The 18,551-nt window shown below is 57.2% G+C and carries 2 protein-coding genes; both read right to left on the bottom strand.

Going from position 1 to position 18,551, the window contains the following annotated elements:
- Positions 1 to 40: 40 nt before the first annotated feature.
- Positions 41 to 17,836, bottom strand: a complete 17,796-nt coding sequence (locus tag RIN67_RS01100) for a DUF5776 domain-containing protein (RefSeq protein ID WP_313826095.1) — start codon at positions 17,834 to 17,836, stop codon at positions 41 to 43.
- Positions 17,823 to 18,467, bottom strand: coding sequence for a hypothetical protein (locus tag RIN67_RS01095; protein ID WP_313872934.1), 645 nt, complete (start codon positions 18,465 to 18,467; stop codon positions 17,823 to 17,825). The genes RIN67_RS01100 and RIN67_RS01095 overlap by 14 nt, the downstream gene beginning before the upstream one ends.
- Between the last annotated feature and the right edge of the window lie 84 nt (positions 18,468 to 18,551).

The raw sequence follows: 18,551 nt of genomic DNA, 5'->3' as shown, positions 1-18,551 counted from the left end.
ACACGTTTTTAGATTCTATAATTCTAACGCACAACTCTGTTTAGACTGGCCGGTAAACCGTGACGTAGGTCCCAGCGATCTGGTAGATCACGTCACCATTTTCCGCGTAAGTCCAAGTCGTCGCGTCTAAGGTCAACGGTACATTGACCAACGGTGCCTGACTATCTGCAGAGGCCGCGTAGACTTTGACGTAGTCCTGATCAGCCGTGATGTAACCCTCGAGACCAAAGGTTGGCGATTGCGGGTTAATGTCGCGGACTTTCAGACGTAACGTCCCATCTGGCGATAGGGCCGTCCCGATGACCATCAACTCTGGCCGTTCAGCTAGTGGCCCTTGGAAGTTCAACCAAGCTAACCGGTGAGCTGACGTGAAGGTCGTGGCACTGTACAGGCCTACGCGTTGCCGACCATCGATCAATAACCGCGCAACTTGAGCGGGGCCTTGACCGGACGGTTGGCCAACGGTCGTGGTTGGGGCGATCCGTTGTAAGGCCTGCGCACTGTACTGGGTCCAAGCCAAGTTACCAGACAACCGACTTGGCGTTGCCGCGTAAGTCGAGGTATTTTGCACTGCCCGTTGCGTCCCAGCGTGACGGTAGTTGACGCCCCGTTGTACCCGAACGTGCTTCTGGTGAATGGCTACCTTGCCGGTCTTGATCCATTGACGGTTAGCCGTGATGTACCGACCGTTAGCCAACTGGATCCGGGTCGTCAAGTGGTAGTGCACGATGCGCTTGACCTTCAACTGTTGACCTTGACGGTAATGACCGACCTTCCCCTTCCGAGCGGCCGTCTTGTAGGCATTGACGCCCTTTGGATTCAGGATCGTAATCGTCTTGGTCTTCTGGTGCTTAGCCGTGGTCAACGTCTGGTAGTAAGTGTTCCGGACGTACTTCTTGTTGGCGGTAATGTAACCGACCAACCCATAGGTCTTCGACCCGTGGTTGACGTCCCGAACCTTGTACCGTAACTTCCCACTCTTCGAACGAGCCGTTCCCAGCACGACGAATTGTGGTTGCTTGGTCCGTGGCTGCTTAGCGTACCAGGTGATCCGGGTCTTCTTCGAGAAGTTTGGCGTCTTGTACAAACCAATCTTCTTGATCGCCGAAACACTCTTGATTGGCGACTTGCTGATCTTATCAGCAGAGGAGCCATTCTGGAGCACTGGCGTTGCCGTTGGCGTCGTCACAACTTGATCTGCCGCGCCACCGTTGGTGATTGACCCAGTCCCTTGGCCGCTATTGCCTTGATCCCCGTTACCACCTGGGATCGGCCGGTTAGCGTCCGTGATCGATTGGTCAATGCTGGTACTGATGGAAGCGGAGGTCTCAGCCGAAGCAACGGCGGAAGCTGCTGCCGAATCTTCAGCGGAGGCGACGGCCGAAGCCGAAGCCGTGGCGGAATCAACCGCCGACGTACTTGCGGAGGCCTCACTCTGCGACATCGCGCTCAACGAAGCCGTGGAAGCCGAAGCGCTGATGGAATCTGCGCTCTGACTTTGTTCCAGTTCAGACGTCGCTGAAGCGGACGCTGCATCGGAGACTAACCGGTCACTGGCGCTGGCTTCGGAAGCGGAGACCGCGGAAGCCAAGCTCTCAGTGGAGACGGACAAGTCACTCAAGCTGGCGATTGACGTTGAGAATTCGGATTGCGAAGCGGCGCTTAAGCTCCCTGCCGAAGCGGAAACTAACGACGTTTCACTAGCCAAACTCTGCGAAGCCGTACTCAAGCTGGTGATGACACTGGTCGTGACGGAGTCAATCAAGGAGTTCGACGTTGCCGCCTCACTCAGACTCTGGCTGACCGATTGCCATACGGAGGTTTCACTAGCCGCACTTTCGGAGACCGAACTCAGGCTATCCTGCGCACTGGTCAACGCGGATTGGGCCGCGGAGTCCGAAGCGGACGTGGCACTGGCCACGGCCGAACGACTGGCTGATACGGACGCCGCTTGACTTGCGGAAGCCGTCGATGCGCTAGTCGTCGCACTCTGCGAAGCACTTTGCGAAGCCACCATGGACGTCGAAGCGTCACTGGCTTGCGAGTTGGCGATCGAGATGCTGGTGCTGGTCTCGGACCAAGTCGACTGGTCAGCCGACTCACTCGCGGACCGCTCACTCAAGCTGGTCAACGAATTCGAGACGCTCTGGTCGCTCTTCGAGGCACTAGCCATGCTATCCAAGGATTCGGAAACGATGGCCGATAAGCTGGCCTCGGAGATCGATTGAGCACTCAGACTCATGTTCGAGACGGAGGCTAACGATTCGGACGTGACGGACTGTTGACTGATGGCAGCACTGGTCCGAGCACTCAGGCTGGCTTCAGCTTCCGACGTCGATGTCAACGCACTGGCATCCGAAGCGGACCGGTCACTCATGCTGGTCTCACTCGCGGAAATCGTGCTGGTGACCACGCTCAGCGATGCGTTGGCCGATTGCGACGATGACGTGCTTGCGGAGGTGTGGGCCGAAGCCTCACTCGCGGATAACGCACTCAAGGAGTTCATCGAAGCCGAAGCACTGGCCGAAGCCTCACTCTGACTAGCCGCTGATTCGGACGCCATGGAAGCCGACGTGGAATCGGAAGCTACCCGTTCGCTCAAGCTGGTCGTGGATTCAGACGCAGCGGACAACTCACTTTGTTCAGACTGCGAAGCCACGCTCAGACTGTTGATCGACGTGGACAGGTCGGACAACGAGTCAGCACTCAGGCTGGCCGTCGAAGCCGAAACCACAGCGGATTCACTGGCTAAGGCCTGTGACGTGTCGCTCAAGCTGGTCATCGCGCTGGTCAGAGCCGAATCACTGGTGGTGACACTGGCACTGACGGAAGCCACGATGGACGCTTCACTGGCCGCACTGGTCGAGGCCGAAGCCAAGCTGGTTTCTGCGCTAGTGACCGCGGATTGTTCTGCGGAGACGGACGCTGAAGCCTCACTGTTGACTGCCGAAACGCTGGCAGCGACGGAAGCACTCACACTTTCAGACTGGAGCGCCTCACTGGCCGCGGCACTCTGACTTGCACTGGTCGAAGCCACCGTGGAAACCGAAGCTTGACTGGCTTGCGACTCAGCCGTAGAAACGCTGGCGCTGGTCTCAGACCATTGCGATTGCAAGGACTGCTCGCTGACCGATTGTTCACTCAGACTGGTCAGGGAGTTCGAGACGCTCTGATCACTCTGCGATGCGCTGGTCAGGCTAGCCAACGACTTACTGATTTCAGCCGATTGACTGGCTTGCGAAGCGGACAACTCACTTAAGCTCATGTTCGAGATGGAAGCTAACGAGACAGAAGCCGCAGATTCTTGGCTGGTGACGACGCTGACTTGAACACTCAAGCTGGCTTCGGAAGCGGAAACTTCAGCCGAAGCACTGGCGTCACTGACTAAGGCGTCACTCTGACTGGCTTCACTCGCGGAGATGGCACTGCCGACCTGACTCAGCGACGTGGAATCCACGAAGCTGGTCGAGGTGCTGGCCGATTGACTCGCGGACAATTCAGCCGAGGCGCTGGCCGATTCGTGGGCCGCCGACTCACTAGCTGACTGGGCACTCAACGAATTCAGGGAAGCGGAGACGCTAGCCGAAACAGCGCTCATTTGTGATTCAAGTTGTGACGTTGCGGAGACCGAGACGGAATCGAAGGCCGATTGACTGGCCATGCTGGTCTCAGATTCGGAAACCTCGGAGATCAGGCTGGTCGTGGAAGTCGACAGGTCGCTCAAGCTGCTGATGGATTGCGACAACTCGGACATCGAGTTGGCACTCAGGCTAGCCGCCGAAGCGGAGACTGCCGCCGACTGACTCGCTAAGTTCTGCGAAACGGTACTCATGCTGGTCATCGCACTGGTCGTGGCCGACGTGATGGCACTCTCGGAGTTAGCCGCTTGACTGAGACTTTGACTCAGAGAAGCCACTGCCGAGGCCATCGCTGACGCACTGGCCACTGCCCCGCTCAGACTGTTCTCAACGCTGGTCAACGTGGATTGCTCAGCGGCGTCTGATGCGGAAGCTTCACTGGCAACGGCCGACTGGCTAGCGGCAACTGAGGCCGCCACGCTGGCCGATTCCGTGGCTTGTGAGGTGATTAGGCTGGTTTGTTGACTGGTTTGAACACTGGCGTCGGTCGAAGCCTCACTGGCCTGGTTGGCGGAAGTGAGGGCACTGGCGCTGGCTTCGGACCATTGCGATTGCAAGGACTGCTCGCTGATCGATTGCTCGCTCAGACTGGTCAAGGAATTCGAGACGCTTTGATCATCCTTGGATGCACTGGCCAAGCTGGTCAAGGACTTACTGATTTCAGCCGATTGACTGGCTTGCGAAGCCGATAAGTTGCTCAAACTCAGGTTGGACATTGAATTAATGGATGCGGAAACTGAACCCAGAACACTCAGGTCGGTACTGGTCCGCGCGCTCAATCTGGTCTCGGAAACGGACATTGCTGCCGAGATGCTGGCGTCATCCACGGACCGTTGACTCAGACTGTTGTCACTGGCCGACATGGCACTCGTGACCTGACTCAAGGATGCGGAATCAACCAAGCTGGTCGAGGTACTTGCTGACTGACTCGCGGAGGTCTCTGCCGAAGCGGACGCCGAAGCGTGGGCGGCGGATTCCATCGCGGAAGCGGCACTCAACGAGGTCATGGCTTGCGACCCACTCGTCGAAGCGGCACTCATGCTGGCTTCAATCTGCGACGTGACGGAGACCGAGGCGGAATCGGAAGCCGATTGGGCACTCATGCTGGTCTCGGATTGGTCGTAAGCTGAACCCGCACTGTCCGCGGACCGTGAGGCGTCACTCAGACTCTCGATGGCTTGTGACAAGTCGGATTGCGAGGCTTCACTCAGACTCGCGGTCGACATGGACACTGCCGCGGACTCACTGGCCAAGGCCTGTGAATCGGTGCTTAAGCTGGTCAAGACGCTGGTAACCACCGTGGTCGACGTCGACGCAACGGCACTTAAGCTTTGAACTAATGACGTGATGATTGAATTACTCAAGGAAGCTGACGTGACACTCTCTTGCACGCTAGCCAACGCGGAAGCAGCCGCGGAAGTTGACGCAACAGCTTCACTAGTGGCACTGGCTTGACTTGCGGAGGTGCTCATCGAGGCATTCATTGAGGCTTCAGAAGCCGAGGTGTCCGCGCTTTGTGAAGCCGCACTGGCTTCGTGTAAGCTGGTCGAAGCTGCGCTGGCTTGTGACTGGGCCACAGAAATACTCTGGCTCGCCTCAGACCATTGCGATTGCAAGGACTGCTCACTGACGGACTGTTCACTCAGACTACTCAAGGAGTTCGAGATACTCTGGTCATCCTTCGAGGCACTCGCCAAGCTGGTCAACGACTTACTGATCTCAGCCGATTGACTGGCTTCAGAAGCCGATAAGTTGCTTAGGCTGGTGGTCGAAACGGAGGCCAAGGATTGTGATTGATTGGATTGTAAGCTCTCATCCGCACTGTTCCGGGCACTCAGGCTCGCTTCGGATTCGGCCATCCCGGCAGAGACGCTGGCATCAGCGGTGGACCGTTGACTCAAGCTATCATTGCCGGAAGCCAAGGCGCTGGTGACCTGACTCAACGACTGCGAGTCAACTAAGCTGGTCGATTGACTAGCCGACTGACTGGCGGAAGTTGCGGCCGAACCACTCGCGGATTCGTGAGCGGAAGCTTCGCTCTGGGAACGTTCGCTCAGGGAGGCGACGGCATCCGAGGCGCTAGCCGCTAAGCCACTCAGACTTGCTTCGAGTTCGGAGGTGGCAGAGACGGACCGGGAATCGGAAGCCGACCGATCACTCATGCTGCCCTCAGATTCGGAGATCTGGGAGATCAGGCTGGTGGTCGACTTGGATAAGGTACTCAAGCTCTCGATGGATTGCGACAAGTCGGATTGCGAACTCTCACTCAGGCTGGTAGCCGACATGGAGACGCTAGCCGAAACGCTGGCAATCATGGAACCGACCTCACTCGCACTTTGAATGGCTTGTGAATCGGATTCGCTCCGAGCTTGCGACATCATGGCCGAGTTGCTTGCCAAGGCCTGGCTGACGCTGGTCTCAGCGGAGGTGACCACGGATTGCGCTTCACTAGCCGACTGGCTGGCGGTGCTCAATTCAGTGGCCCGACTGGTCGAGGCCGTGGCGGAATCATTTGCCGAAGCCGTCGATGCAGAGGTCTGGGCACTCTGGGACTCAGCGCTGGCTTGATCCTCGCTCAGCGAGGCGTCACTAGCTTGTGACTGGGCTACCGAAGTGCTTTGACTAGCTTCAGACCATTGCGACTGCAAGGATTGCTCACTGACGGATTGATCGCTCAGGCTAGCCAAGGAGTTCGAGATGCTCTGATCATCCTTGGAAGCACTGGCTAAGCTGGTCAACGACTTACTGATTTCAGCCGATTGACTGGTTTGCGAAGCCGACAAGTTGCTCAAGCTCATCTGGGAGACGGATGCCAAGCTGATGGAAGCGGTCGATAACTGACTCTCATCGGCACTGGTCCGGGTGCTCAGACTCGCTTCGGAGGCCGACATCACAGCGGAAACGCTGGCATCAGCGGTGGAACGAGCACTCAAGCTATTGTCACTGGCCGAGATACTATCGGTGATTTGACTCAAGGATTGCGACTGAACCACGCTGGTCGATTGACTCGCGGATTGACTAGCGGAAATGCTGGTTGAGGTATCCGCACTCGCGGATTGATGCTGTGATTCAACCGCTGAAGCGGAAGCACTGGCATCTGCCGAAGCACTCGCGGATTCGTGGGCCGCCGACTCACTGGCCGACTGTTCACTCAACGAGGCCATCGACCCGGACGCACTGACGGAGGCGGCACTCAAGCTGTCTTCGAGTTCGGAGGTCGCGGAGACGGAGCGGGAATCAGAAGCGGACCGGTCACTCATGCTGGCTTCAGAATCAGAAATCTGGGAAACCAGACTGATGGTCGACTGTGATAAGTCACTCAAGCTCTCGATGGACTGTGATAAGTCGGATTGTGAACTCTGGCTTAAGCTGATTGCTGAAGCGGAGATCACTGCCGATTGACTGGCAATCGTAGAGCCGACTTCACTGGCGCTCTGGATGGCTTGATTATCACTTTGACTCTGGGCCACGGACATGGCGATCGAGTTGCTGGTCAAGGCATCACTGACGCTGGCCGCGGTACTGGTCAGAACGGACTGGGCGGTTGAGGCCGATTCACTGGCCGCACTCAACTCAGCCGCGCGACTGGTCGAAGCCGTGGCGGAATCATTCGCCGAAGCCGTCGACGCGGAAGTGGCCGCACTTTGTGAGGCAACACTAGCATCATGCAGGCTGGTCGAGGCTGCGCTAGCTTGCGACTGGGCGACGGACTGACTCTGGCTAGCTTCAGACCACTGCGACTGCAAGGACTGCTCGCTGACGGATTGGGCACTCAAGCTGGTCAAGGAGTTCGACGCACTCTGATCTTGGTTCGAGGATTCAGCCAGGCTAGTGACCGACTTACTGATTTCAGCCGATTGACTAGCCTCAGAGGCCGACAAGTTACTCAAGCTTTGTTGTGAGGTGGAAGCCAAGCTCAACGAGTTGGTCGAGAATTGACTCTCATCGGCACTGGTCCGGGCACTCAAGCTCTGTTCAGATTCTGACATGATGGTCGAGATCGACGCATCCGCCGTAGAACGAGCACTCAGACTATTGTCACTGGCCGAGATGCTGGCCGTGACCTGACTCAACGAGGCCGAATCAACCAAGCTGGTCGACTGGCTCGCCGATTGACTGGCCGACGTGGCTGCGGAATCACTCGCGGATTCGTGAGCCAGCGACTCGCTGACGGACTGATCACTCAAGGAGTTCAGTGAAGCCGACGCACTCGCGGACAAGACGCTCAGGCTGTTCTCCAACTCAGACGTTGCGGAAACCGACTGGGAATCGAACGCGGAACGATCAGCTAAGCTCCCCTCACTCGCGGAGGCCTGGTCGATCAGACTGGTCATGGACTTGGAAGCCCCACTCAGACTATTGATGGACTTGGACAACTCGGAAATCGAGTTGGCACTCAGGCTAGCCGCGGAAGCGGAAACGATGCCGGACGCACTAGCAAGTGCGGAGGCCGTCGCGCTGACACTGGCGATGGCTTGACTGTCATCTTGACTCTGCGCCATGGACATCGCAGCAGAGGTACTCGTCAAGGCTTGACTGAGGCTGGTTTCAGCACTGGTCAAGGTCGACTGGTCGGCCGCCATCGAAGCGGACGCCGTACTCTGGAGCTGAGCCGTTGAAGCGGACGCTTCAGCCGAAGCCGCGGCTTGCGAGTTGGCTTGACTGGTGGCCACGCTGACGGAGACGCTGTTGGCAGTGGCGTCAGAGGCCGAAGCGACACTGGCTTGTGACCGCGCTACGGAGATACTCTTGCTGGTTTCGGACCATTGTGACTGGGCCGCGGATTGACTCTGCGACTGCTCACTCAGACTGGCTAAGGAGTTGGAAACGCTCTGGTCCTCTTGTGACCCACTGGCCATGCTGGTCAGGGACTTGGAGATCTCAGAGAACTCACTTGCGGTCGAAGCTTCTTGGTTACTTAAACTGTTATTAGAAATGGAATCTAAGGAAATTGAATTCTGAGAAAGGACGCTCTCATCGGCACTGGTCCGAGCACTCAGACTAACTTCCGACTTGGATAACTCGGAAGCTTGACTGGCGTCAGCTAAGGACTGCTGGCTCAGACTGGCTGCGCTGACCGACATCTCGCTGTTCACGATGCTCAAGGAGGTCGAATCAACTAAGCTGGTCGACTGACTGGCCGATTGACTCGCCGAGGTTTCTGCCGAAGCAGAAGCCGATTCATGAGCGACTGATTCACTAGCAGATTGGGCGCTCAGCGACTGCAGCGAAGCCGAAGCACTGGCTGAAACCACGCTCTGGCTGGCTTCAACCTGTGACGTGATCGAGACGGAGACCGATTCGGACGCCGACATCGATGCCACACTGGCTTCGGAAGCGGAGACTTGCGCGGACGTGCTGATTGTGGAACGACTCAAGTCACTCAGACTCTCGATGGCTTGTGACAAGTCGGATTGCGAAGCCTGACTCAGACTCGCAACGGAAGCGGAGACCATGGCCGACTGACTGGCCATCGTGGACGCTGCCTCACTGGCACTCGCGACCGCTTCGCTATCGCTTTGCTGGATAGCTTGCGACAAGTTGGCGGATTCGCTGGCCAAGGCATCACTGACGCTAGCCGCGGTACTGGTCAACGTTGACTCTTCCGAGGCAACTGAAGCACTGGCGGTGCTTAACTCAGACGCTCGACTAGTCGAAGCGTCGGCGGAGTTAGCGGCGGACGCCGTTGACGTGGACGTCACGGCACTTTGTGATGCGGCGCTGGCTTCATTCAAGCTGGTCGAGGCATCACTGGCTTGTGACTGGGCCACGGAGAGACTCTGGCTGGCTTCAGACCATTGCGATTGCAAGGACTGCTCGCTGACCGACTGTTCGCTCAGACTGTTCAGGGAGTTCGAGATACTCTGGTCGTCTTTAGAAGCACTGGCCAGACTTGCCAAGGACTTACTGATCTCAGCCGATTGACTGGCTTCAGAAGCCGACAAGTTGCTCAAGCTCATCTGAGAGACGGAGGCTAAGGATTGTGAGAATACGGAGTTCAGACTTTCATTCGCGCTGTTCCGCGCACTCAGACTAGCCGTCGAAGCGGATAAGATCGCCGATTGACTGGCATCGGAAGCGGAGACTTGGCTCAGGCTGTTGGCACTGGCCGAGGCTTCACTCATCACGATGCTCAACGACGTCGAATCAACTAAGCTGGTCGATTGACTCGCGGACTGGCTCGCCGAGGTCTCTGCCGAAGCAGAAGCCGACGCGTGAGCCACAGACTCACTGGCGGATTGTTCACTTAAGGAGACCATCGAGCTCGAAGCACTGACGGAAGCCCCACTCAAGCTGGCAACTAACTCAGAAGTCATCGAAGCCGAGGCATCATCGGATTCGGACCGCGTCGATAAGCTAGCGACGGACTCGGACGCAACGATGCTTTGACTATCCGTGGAAGCCGAAGCGTCACTCAAACTCATGATTGACTTGGACAAGTCGGAGATCGAGTTGGCACTCATGCTGGCTTCGGAAGCGGACAGTACGGCCGAGGCACTGGTCAGTGCGGAGCCGACTTGGCTGGCGCTGACGATGGCCCGACTGTCATTGGCACTGGCGGCCGCCGAAGTGGCTGCAGAGTTGCTATTCAAGGCTTCACTCAGACTATCTTGCGTACTGGTCAAGCCAGATTGCGCAGCGGACTCAGAGGCCCAGGCATCACTATTGGCAATCGATTGACTAGTGGCAGCACTCGTAGAAGCTTCCGCCGAAACGTGGGCTTCAGAGGTTGCGGCACTCTGCGAGGCTTCACTGGCGTCGTGCAGACTGGTTGACGTTGCGCTTGCTTGCGACTGGGCAACGGATTGACGCTGGCTGGCTTCGGACCATTGCGACTGCAAGGACTGCTCGCTAGTCGACTGGTCACTCAAGCTGGTCAGGGAATCTGAGATGGCTTGGTCGTCTTTGGAAGCACTGGCCAAACTGGTCAAGGACTTGCTGATTTCAGCCGATTGACTGGCTTCAGAAGCCGATAAGTTGCTTAAGCTCATCTGGGAAACGGAGGCCAAACTAATGGAGTTCGTCGAGGTCTGACTTTCCGCTAAGCTGGTGGTGGCACTCAGACTGGCTTCGGACTGGGACAGCTCAGAAGCTTCACTGGCGATGGCCTGTGAGGCTTGACTGAGACTGGCTTCACTCACCGAAATCTGACTGTTGACCACGCTCAACGACGTGGAATCAACCAGGCTGGTCGAGGTGCTAGCGGACTGGCTCGCGGACGTTTCCGCAGAAGCGGAGGCTGAGGCGTGGGCCACGGACTCGCTGGCAGATTGTTCACTCAAGGACCGGTCGGCCGTCGAGGCACTCACGGAAGCTTCGCTCAATTGCGATTCAACCGTCGACGTGGCGGAGATTGATTCGGAGTTCGCCAAGGATTGGTGACTCATGCTGGTCTCAGCGCTGGTGATGGCCGACGTCAAACTGTTCATCGACTTGGACGCGTCACTTTGACTCTCGATAGCCGTGGACAGATCCGACATGGAAGCGGCACTCAGGCTGGCATCCGAAACGGATGCTGCGGTGGAGGCGCTCGCCAAGGCGGAGGCCACTTCACTGGCACTTTGAATGGCTTGACTGTCATCTTGGCTCTGCGCTTGTGACATAACCGCCGAGTTACTGGTGATGGCGGTGCTCAAGCTACTCTGAACACTTTGTGAAACGGATTGATCAGCCGAGACGGAAGCCGAGGCATCGCTAGCGGAGGCGGCTTGCTCAGTGGAGATGGAAGCCGAAGTCTTCGCAGATGCCGTGGAAGCGGACGTGACCGCACTCAATGACGCTTCACTGGCGTCATGCAGGCTGGTCGACGCATCACTGGCTTGCGACTGGGCCACGGATTGACTCTGGCTAGCTTGTGACCATTGCGATTGCAAGGACTGTTCACTGACAGATTGTTGACTCAAGCTATCCAGGGAGTTCGAGATGCTCTGGTCGTCTTTGGAAGCACTGGCCAGGCTAGCTAAGGACTTGCTGATTTCAGCCGATTGACTGGCTTCAGAAGCCGATAAGTTACTCAAACTAGTGGTAGAAATAGAATTTAAGGATTCGGAGTGGGCCGAAGCGATACTCTGATCAGCGCTATTCCGAACGCTCAGGCTGGCTTCAGCACTGGCGGTCGAAGCGGACGCTGCGGCATCACTTTCGGAGCGTTGACTCAAGCTGGCCGCACTTACGGACAACTCACTGTTGACGGTGCTTAAGGAAGCGGAGTCCACTAAGCTGGTCGAGGTACTTGCCGACTGGCTCGCGGAAGTCTCTGCTGACGCGGAAGCCGACGCGTGGGCCACGGATTCGGCCGCACTGGCTTCACTTAACGACGTCACGGCTTGTGAGTCGCTGGCCGATCCGCTAGCCAAGCTGGCTTCAACTTGGGACGTTACGGAGACGGAGACCGATCCGGACGCGGATAAGGAGGCCGCACTGGCTTCGGACGCGGAGACTTGTGCGGAGGTGCTCAGCGCGGAATCGCTCTGGTCGCTCAGACTCTCGATGGACTTGGACAAGTCGGACATCGAGGCTTCGCTCAAGCTGGTGACGGACGTGGAGATGGCTGCCGATTGACTGGCAATCGTGGAAGCCGCCTCGCTGGCGCTCGCTGCTGCTTCACTATCGCTTTGCTCGATGGCTTGCGACTGGTTAACCGACTCGCTGGTCAACGCGTCACTGACACTGGCGGCAGCGCTGGTCAAGGTCGACTCTTCAGAAGCAACCGATTCACTCGCGTTGCTCATCTCGGTCGCCCGACTCGTCGATGCCTCAGCGGAGGCGTTCGCAGAAGCCGTCGAGGTGGACGTTGCCGCGCTCAACGAAGCTTCGCTGGCGTCGTGTAAGCTGGTCGATGCATCACTGGCTTGCGACTGGGCAACCGACAGACTCTGGCTAGCTTCAGACCATTGCGATTGCAAGGACTGTTCGCTGACTGACTGCTCGCTCAGACTGCTCAAGGAGTTCGAGATACTCTGGTCGTCTTTGGAAGCGCTGGCCAGGCTGGCTAACGACTTACTGATTTCAGCCGACTGGCTGGCCTCGGAAGCCGATAAGTTGCTGACACTCAACTGGGAGACGGAGGCTTCGGACATGGATGCCACGGAAGCTTGACTCTCGTTAGCACTGTTCCGGGCACTCAGGCTCGCGGTCGAGGCGGACAAGATCGCCGATTGACTGGCATCGGAAGCGGAGACTTGGCTCAGGCTGTTAGCACTGGCCGAAGCTTCACTCATCACGATGCTTAAGGAAGTCGAGTCCACTAAGCTGGTCGATTGACTGGCTGATTGACTCGCGGAGGTCTCTGCTGACGCGGAGGCCGAGGCGTGGGAAGCCGATTCCATTGCGGAGGCTTCACTCAACGACGTCACGGCTTGGGACCCACTGGCCGAAGCACTGGCTTGGCTGGCCTCAGCTTGAGACGTGATCGAGACGGAGACCGACTCGGACGCGGACAAGGATTCGGCGCTGGCTTGTGAAGCGGAGACTTGTGCGGAGGTGCTGATGGCCGATTCGCTCATCTCACTGACACTGGCGATGGACGTCGACATGTCGGAGACGGAGGCTTCGCTCAGGCTAGCAGCGGATTCGGAAATCACAACTGACTGACTGGTCAGAACGGACCCGGCTTGACTGACGCTGGCCACAGCCTCGCTGTCACTGGCACTAACGGCCTCGGACATGGCGATCGACTGACTGGTCAAGGCCTCACTGACGCTGGTGGCGTTACTGGTCAACGCCGATTGATCGGCGGACGCAGACCCACTGGCATTACTCATTTCGGTGGCCCGACTGGTCGAGGCATCAGCGGAATTATTCGCGGAAGCCGTCGAAGCGGACGTGGCTGCACTGGTCGAAGCTTCACTGGCGTCGTGGAGACTGGTCGAGGCATCACTAGCTTGTGATTGGGCCACGGAGAGACTCTGGCTGGCTTCAGACCATTGCGATTGCAAGGACTGTTCGCTGACGGATTGGTCGCTCAGGCTGGTCAAGGAGTCGGAGATACTCTGATCGTCCTTGGAAGCACTGGCCAGGCTGGCCAACGACTTACTGATTTCGGCCGATTGACTGGCTTCAGAAGCGGACAGGTTGCTTAAGCTCATCTGCGAAACGGAGGCTTCGGAGATGGATGCTACGGACCGCAAACTCTCATCGGCACTGTTCCGGGCGCTCAGGCTCGCAAAGGATTCGGATAAGGCGGCCGAGGTGCTGGCATCCGATTCAGAAACTTGGCTCAGGCTGTTGGCACTGGCGGAAGCTTCACTGAGAACCGAATTCAAGGACGTCGACTGACTCGCCGACTGGCTAGCAGAGACTTCAGCGGAATCACTCGCGGAAACCACTGCGGAGGCGCTGGCCGATTGACTATCCGCTAACGCTTTCGAGGTGGAAGCGGACTGAGCCGCGGAGACCTCGGCGGAGGCACTAGCTGATTCGTGAGCTGAACCCAAGCTTTGAGAACGGTCGGCCAAGGACTTCATGGAGGCCGAAGCACTGGCCACTAAGTCACTCATCGACGCTTCAGAAGCGGAGGTATCCGAGACGGAAACGGATTGCGAGGCGTTCTCTGACGCTAAGCTGGCTTCCGAATCCGAAATCTGGGACATCAGGCTCTTAGTCGACTGGGCTTGGGTGCTCAGACTCGCGACACTCTGGGAGAGGTCGGAGACTGAGGCTTCACTCATGCTGGTGACCGCTTGAGAAACTACGGCGGAAGCACTGGCAATCGTCGACCCTTCAATGTGGGCACTCTGAATCGCGGAATCGTTACCCGAACTCAGGGCCTGTGACATGGCTTGCGAGTTGCTGGTCATGGCGTCACTGACGCTAGTTGTCGCGCTGGTCAAGACGGATTGATCCGTTGAGACGGACGCGATGTTTTGACTCTGTTCTCCGGATTGAACTTGCGATGCGTGAACCGACTGGTCAGCCGACTGTTCGCTGGCTGACGCGGTTGCACTAATTGACGCGGTTTGACTCTCTTGGGTCGTCGCGGAAGCGGCACTGGCCGATTCGTTGGCCTTAGAGAGACTGACACTTTGTTCAGACCACTCGGACTGCGTTTGCGAGTCCATCGTGGATTGATTACTGAGACTGGTCAAGGCATCTGAGATCGTATCGTCGCTCCCGTTAGTCTGACTCAGGCTAACCAGGGACTTCGACATCTCAGAGAGTTGACTGGCTTCGGATGAGGTGTATTCACTGACACTCGCATCCGATAAGGACATTAAGGATTGTGAGTAAACGGATAACTCACTGGCGTTGGCGCTGTCCCGGGCGCTCAGACTGGCCGTAACATCCGACAAGGACGCCGCTAAGCTGGCATCGTCGACGGACCGTTGACTCAGGCTGTTGTCACTGGCCGACATGGAGGCCACGATTTCGCTCAAGGACGCTTCCGCACTCACGCTCGCTTTGGCGCTGGCCGATTGCGAAGCAGAGATCGCGGCGGACGTCTTAGCGGAAGTTTCCGCAGAAGCACTCGCCTGCTGACTCTGGTGGACGCTCTGAGAAGTAGCCGCAGAGGCCATCGCGGACAGACTGGCGTCAGCTGAAGCGACGCTTAACAGTTGGTCACTCATGCTGGCTTCGGACGCGGAAACCATGGAAACTGACGCACCGGCGGAGGCCGAAACTTCACTGAAGCTGGCTTCGGATTCCGAGATGGTGGACAATTCACTGGCCACCGAAGCGGAGCCTTCACTGACACTGGCTAACGACTGGGACGTCGCGGAAGCGATACTGCCGGCAGACAAGGATTCGTGTGCGGCGGACGTCGACTGTGACTGACTCAACGAAACCGTGCTGAGACTGGCGGCGGATTCGGAGAACTCGGCCATCTGAGACGCATCCCCAGAGACGGACTGGCTGACGCTGGTCAGGACACTGGCGGTCGCGGATTCAGACGCGGAGCCTTGACTCAGGCTGTTGTCCGAAGCTTGGACCTCAGACGTGACCTGGGATTCGGAAGCGGCCACCCGACTGTCTTGTGCCGAGGTATTCGCGGAAGTAGAAGCGCTCGCGGAGGCCTGACTAGCTAATTGACTGGCCACTAGGTCGGCGGAGTCTTGTAACGAGGTGCTGGCCGAAACGCTGGCGTCGTGTTGTGACGTCGCTACGCTATCGGCAACTTTTTGACTGGTGGAGGCACTCGCGGCTTGCTTATCGGAAAGCGAAGCGGCCGCGGAAGCTTGCGCACTCTGTTCACCAGATTGAACGGCTTGGGATTCAGAGGACTGGCTCAGGCTATCCATGGCCTGGCTGGTCTCACTGTCGATGGTCCCCGTGTCACTCATGCTGGCCAGCGACTTCGACATCTCGGAGACTTGGCTGGTCTGGACGCTTAAGCTTTGTTGACTCAGCGACGTTGCGGACTTGGAGCCTTGCGATAACTCACTCCGGTCGGAAGCAACCCGGCTGTCCAGGCTAGCTTGCGATTCGGATAAGGCTTGCGACAGGCTCTGATCATCCAAGGACCGTTGACTCAGGCTGTGGTCCGAGGCACTCATGGAAGCGGAGATGGTACTCAACGAGTTCAGCGCTTCGCTAGCTTGGCTCAAGGATTGCGCAGCTGAGGCGCTAGCCGTGGCACTCGCCGACGCGTTGGCCGAAGCGACCTGACTCAGACTAGCAGCCGATTGTGAAACTTGGGCGGAAGTCTGAGCGGAAGTGGACGCTTGGGCACTGGCGAACCGACTGTCGCTGGCGGAGGCGTCAGCGGAAGCCGAGGCAGAGGTCGATGCGGAGGCTGACGCACTCGCCTTTTGGCTGGCGGAAATCTCTTCACTGATTGACTGGTTGACCGACTCGCGAACCGACTGACTGACCGATTGACTTGCGATGGCTTGGCTCATAGATACCGAGGCATCCGACATACTCTGCTCAACGGAAATGATGGCCGACTCAGAAGCTTGGTCTGAGACTAACCGGTCACTCACGCTGGCTTCGGAGGCTTGCGCGACGGATTGGGCCACGGAAGCCGAAACGGAAGCCGCGCTGACACTTTCATCCGATAAGGAGATGGCTTGCGATTGACTAGCCATCGAAGCGGACATCTGTGACAACGAGTTGGCTAACGACTGACTGGCCAACGAGTTCGATGCACTGATCAGGCTATCGACCGACGCGGACATGACTGAATTTTCGTTCGCAATCGACGTAGACAGATCACTGACGGACTTGATGGCTTCGGACGCTGCGGATTGATCGAAGTCTTCTGATTCTAGACTCTGACTAGTAATGGAAGCGGAAATATCCGAAACTTCACTCTCCTGTGATGCAGAGGCCAAGCTCAGACTGGTGTTCCGGGAGGTCACTTGCGAAACTACGGCCGAAGTCGACGCAATGGCCTGACTTTGACTGGCGTTAGTTTGCGATTCCTGAACGGAATTCCGTTCACTCTGGGAGGCAATCGATTTAGATTGTTGAATCGACGTGCTAGCAGACGCCTCTTGAGAATCCTGAACGGATTGCGACGTCTTGGTTGAAGTGGACGCTACCGCACTCTGAGAAGCCGCGCTTTCAGCCGCTTCAGAGGTGGACGCAGAGGCTGCCGCACTGGCCGAAGCGTCACTTTGACTCCGTTCGGAATTGTCGCTGGCCAGTTCCTTGGAGGCTTCACTCAGACTCTTCAGAGAAGCCGAGATGCTGGCATCCGACGTGGAGGCTTCGTTGACACTCTTCAGGGACTGGGAAACTTCAGAATTAACACTGTCTAATGATTTTTGACTCTGTTCGGACATGGAGGCCATAGACTGCGACTGTACGGATAACTGACTCTGGTCCGCACTGGTCCGCTGGCTCATGCTGGCTTCGGACGCGGAAACGGAAGCTAAGGTGCTGGCTTCGGCTTCAGACTGGGCGCTCACACTCGCGTCACTAGCCGAAACGCTGGCTTCGACGTCGCTTAAGGAGGCTTCACTGCCCGAAACTTCGGCGGAGAGGCTCAACGAAGCATCGCTAATAGATGCATCGCTGGCATCGGCCGTACTAGTAGAAGCCGACTGTGATTGACTGACAATGGCGCTGACCGAAGTGGCGACCGATTGGCTGTTCACCATGCTGGTTGAGGCTTGGGCTTCGGAAGTTACCGCGGAAGTCGAGGCTTCTTGCGAAACTACGATAGCGTAAACCACTTTCGAAACAGTCTGATTACTGGTTGGGTCCGTTACGGTAATGGTAACCGGATAATACCCAACCTTAATTCCAGTCAACGTTTAGCGTGTTGGTAACGGCCTTCCCCGTCAGATCCGTCTTACCATCAGCCGACGTAGCCTTATCCACGAACGAAATGATAGGCGTGGGATCCGCCAGGACGTTGGTGACGTTATGGGCAATGATGGTTGGTAAGTATTGTTCATCGATGGCCTTTTGAATGGTTAAAGTCCCCGAGTAAGCTGCTAGGGACGCAGCGGTTGGTACGGCCACACTGGCCTTAGCCGTTGCCGACTGACTAGCCAAAACCGTCCCATTGATGTAATCCAACAGCTTCTGGGCACCGGCATCGGTTAAGTGGTAGGCGTAGTCGCCGACCTTAGCGCCATCATTCGTGACCACTAAGTCATCTTTACTGATTTGATACCCTTGAGCACCTGCGGATCCTTCTTCATTCACCCCGTTGTTCCATGACGGATAAACGGTCTGCGTGTCCGGAAGCATCGTGCTGGCATTCTGGGTATTGTAGTAGGCTTCAATGGTCTTTAAGAAGTCGTAATTGTAGCCAGCAGACTTGATGTAGGCAAAGTTGACGGCCGTCGTCGCGGTACTTCCAGCCAACGCATCATCTGGGCCACTCCCAGGAGTGGTATCCGTTTTATCTACAACCGTTAAAACCTTATCATACATTGTATCTGTGTCTCCGGTAACGTTGTCAATCGTTACTGGATAGGCGTGGGATCCGCCAGGACGTTGGTGACGTTATGGGCAATG

Origin of the sequence: Levilactobacillus namurensis, assembly GCF_032197885.1 — a bacterium.
GTDB lineage: Bacteria > Bacillota > Bacilli > Lactobacillales > Lactobacillaceae > Levilactobacillus > Levilactobacillus namurensis_A.
This window is presented reverse-complemented; position numbering and strand designations above follow the sequence as displayed.

What these genes read in the sequence shown, in the direction of transcription:
- RIN67_RS01095 (WP_313872934.1), bottom strand. Translation starts at nt 18,467, where the DNA reads ATGTATGATAAGGTTTTAACGGTTGTAGATAAAACGGATACCACTCCT.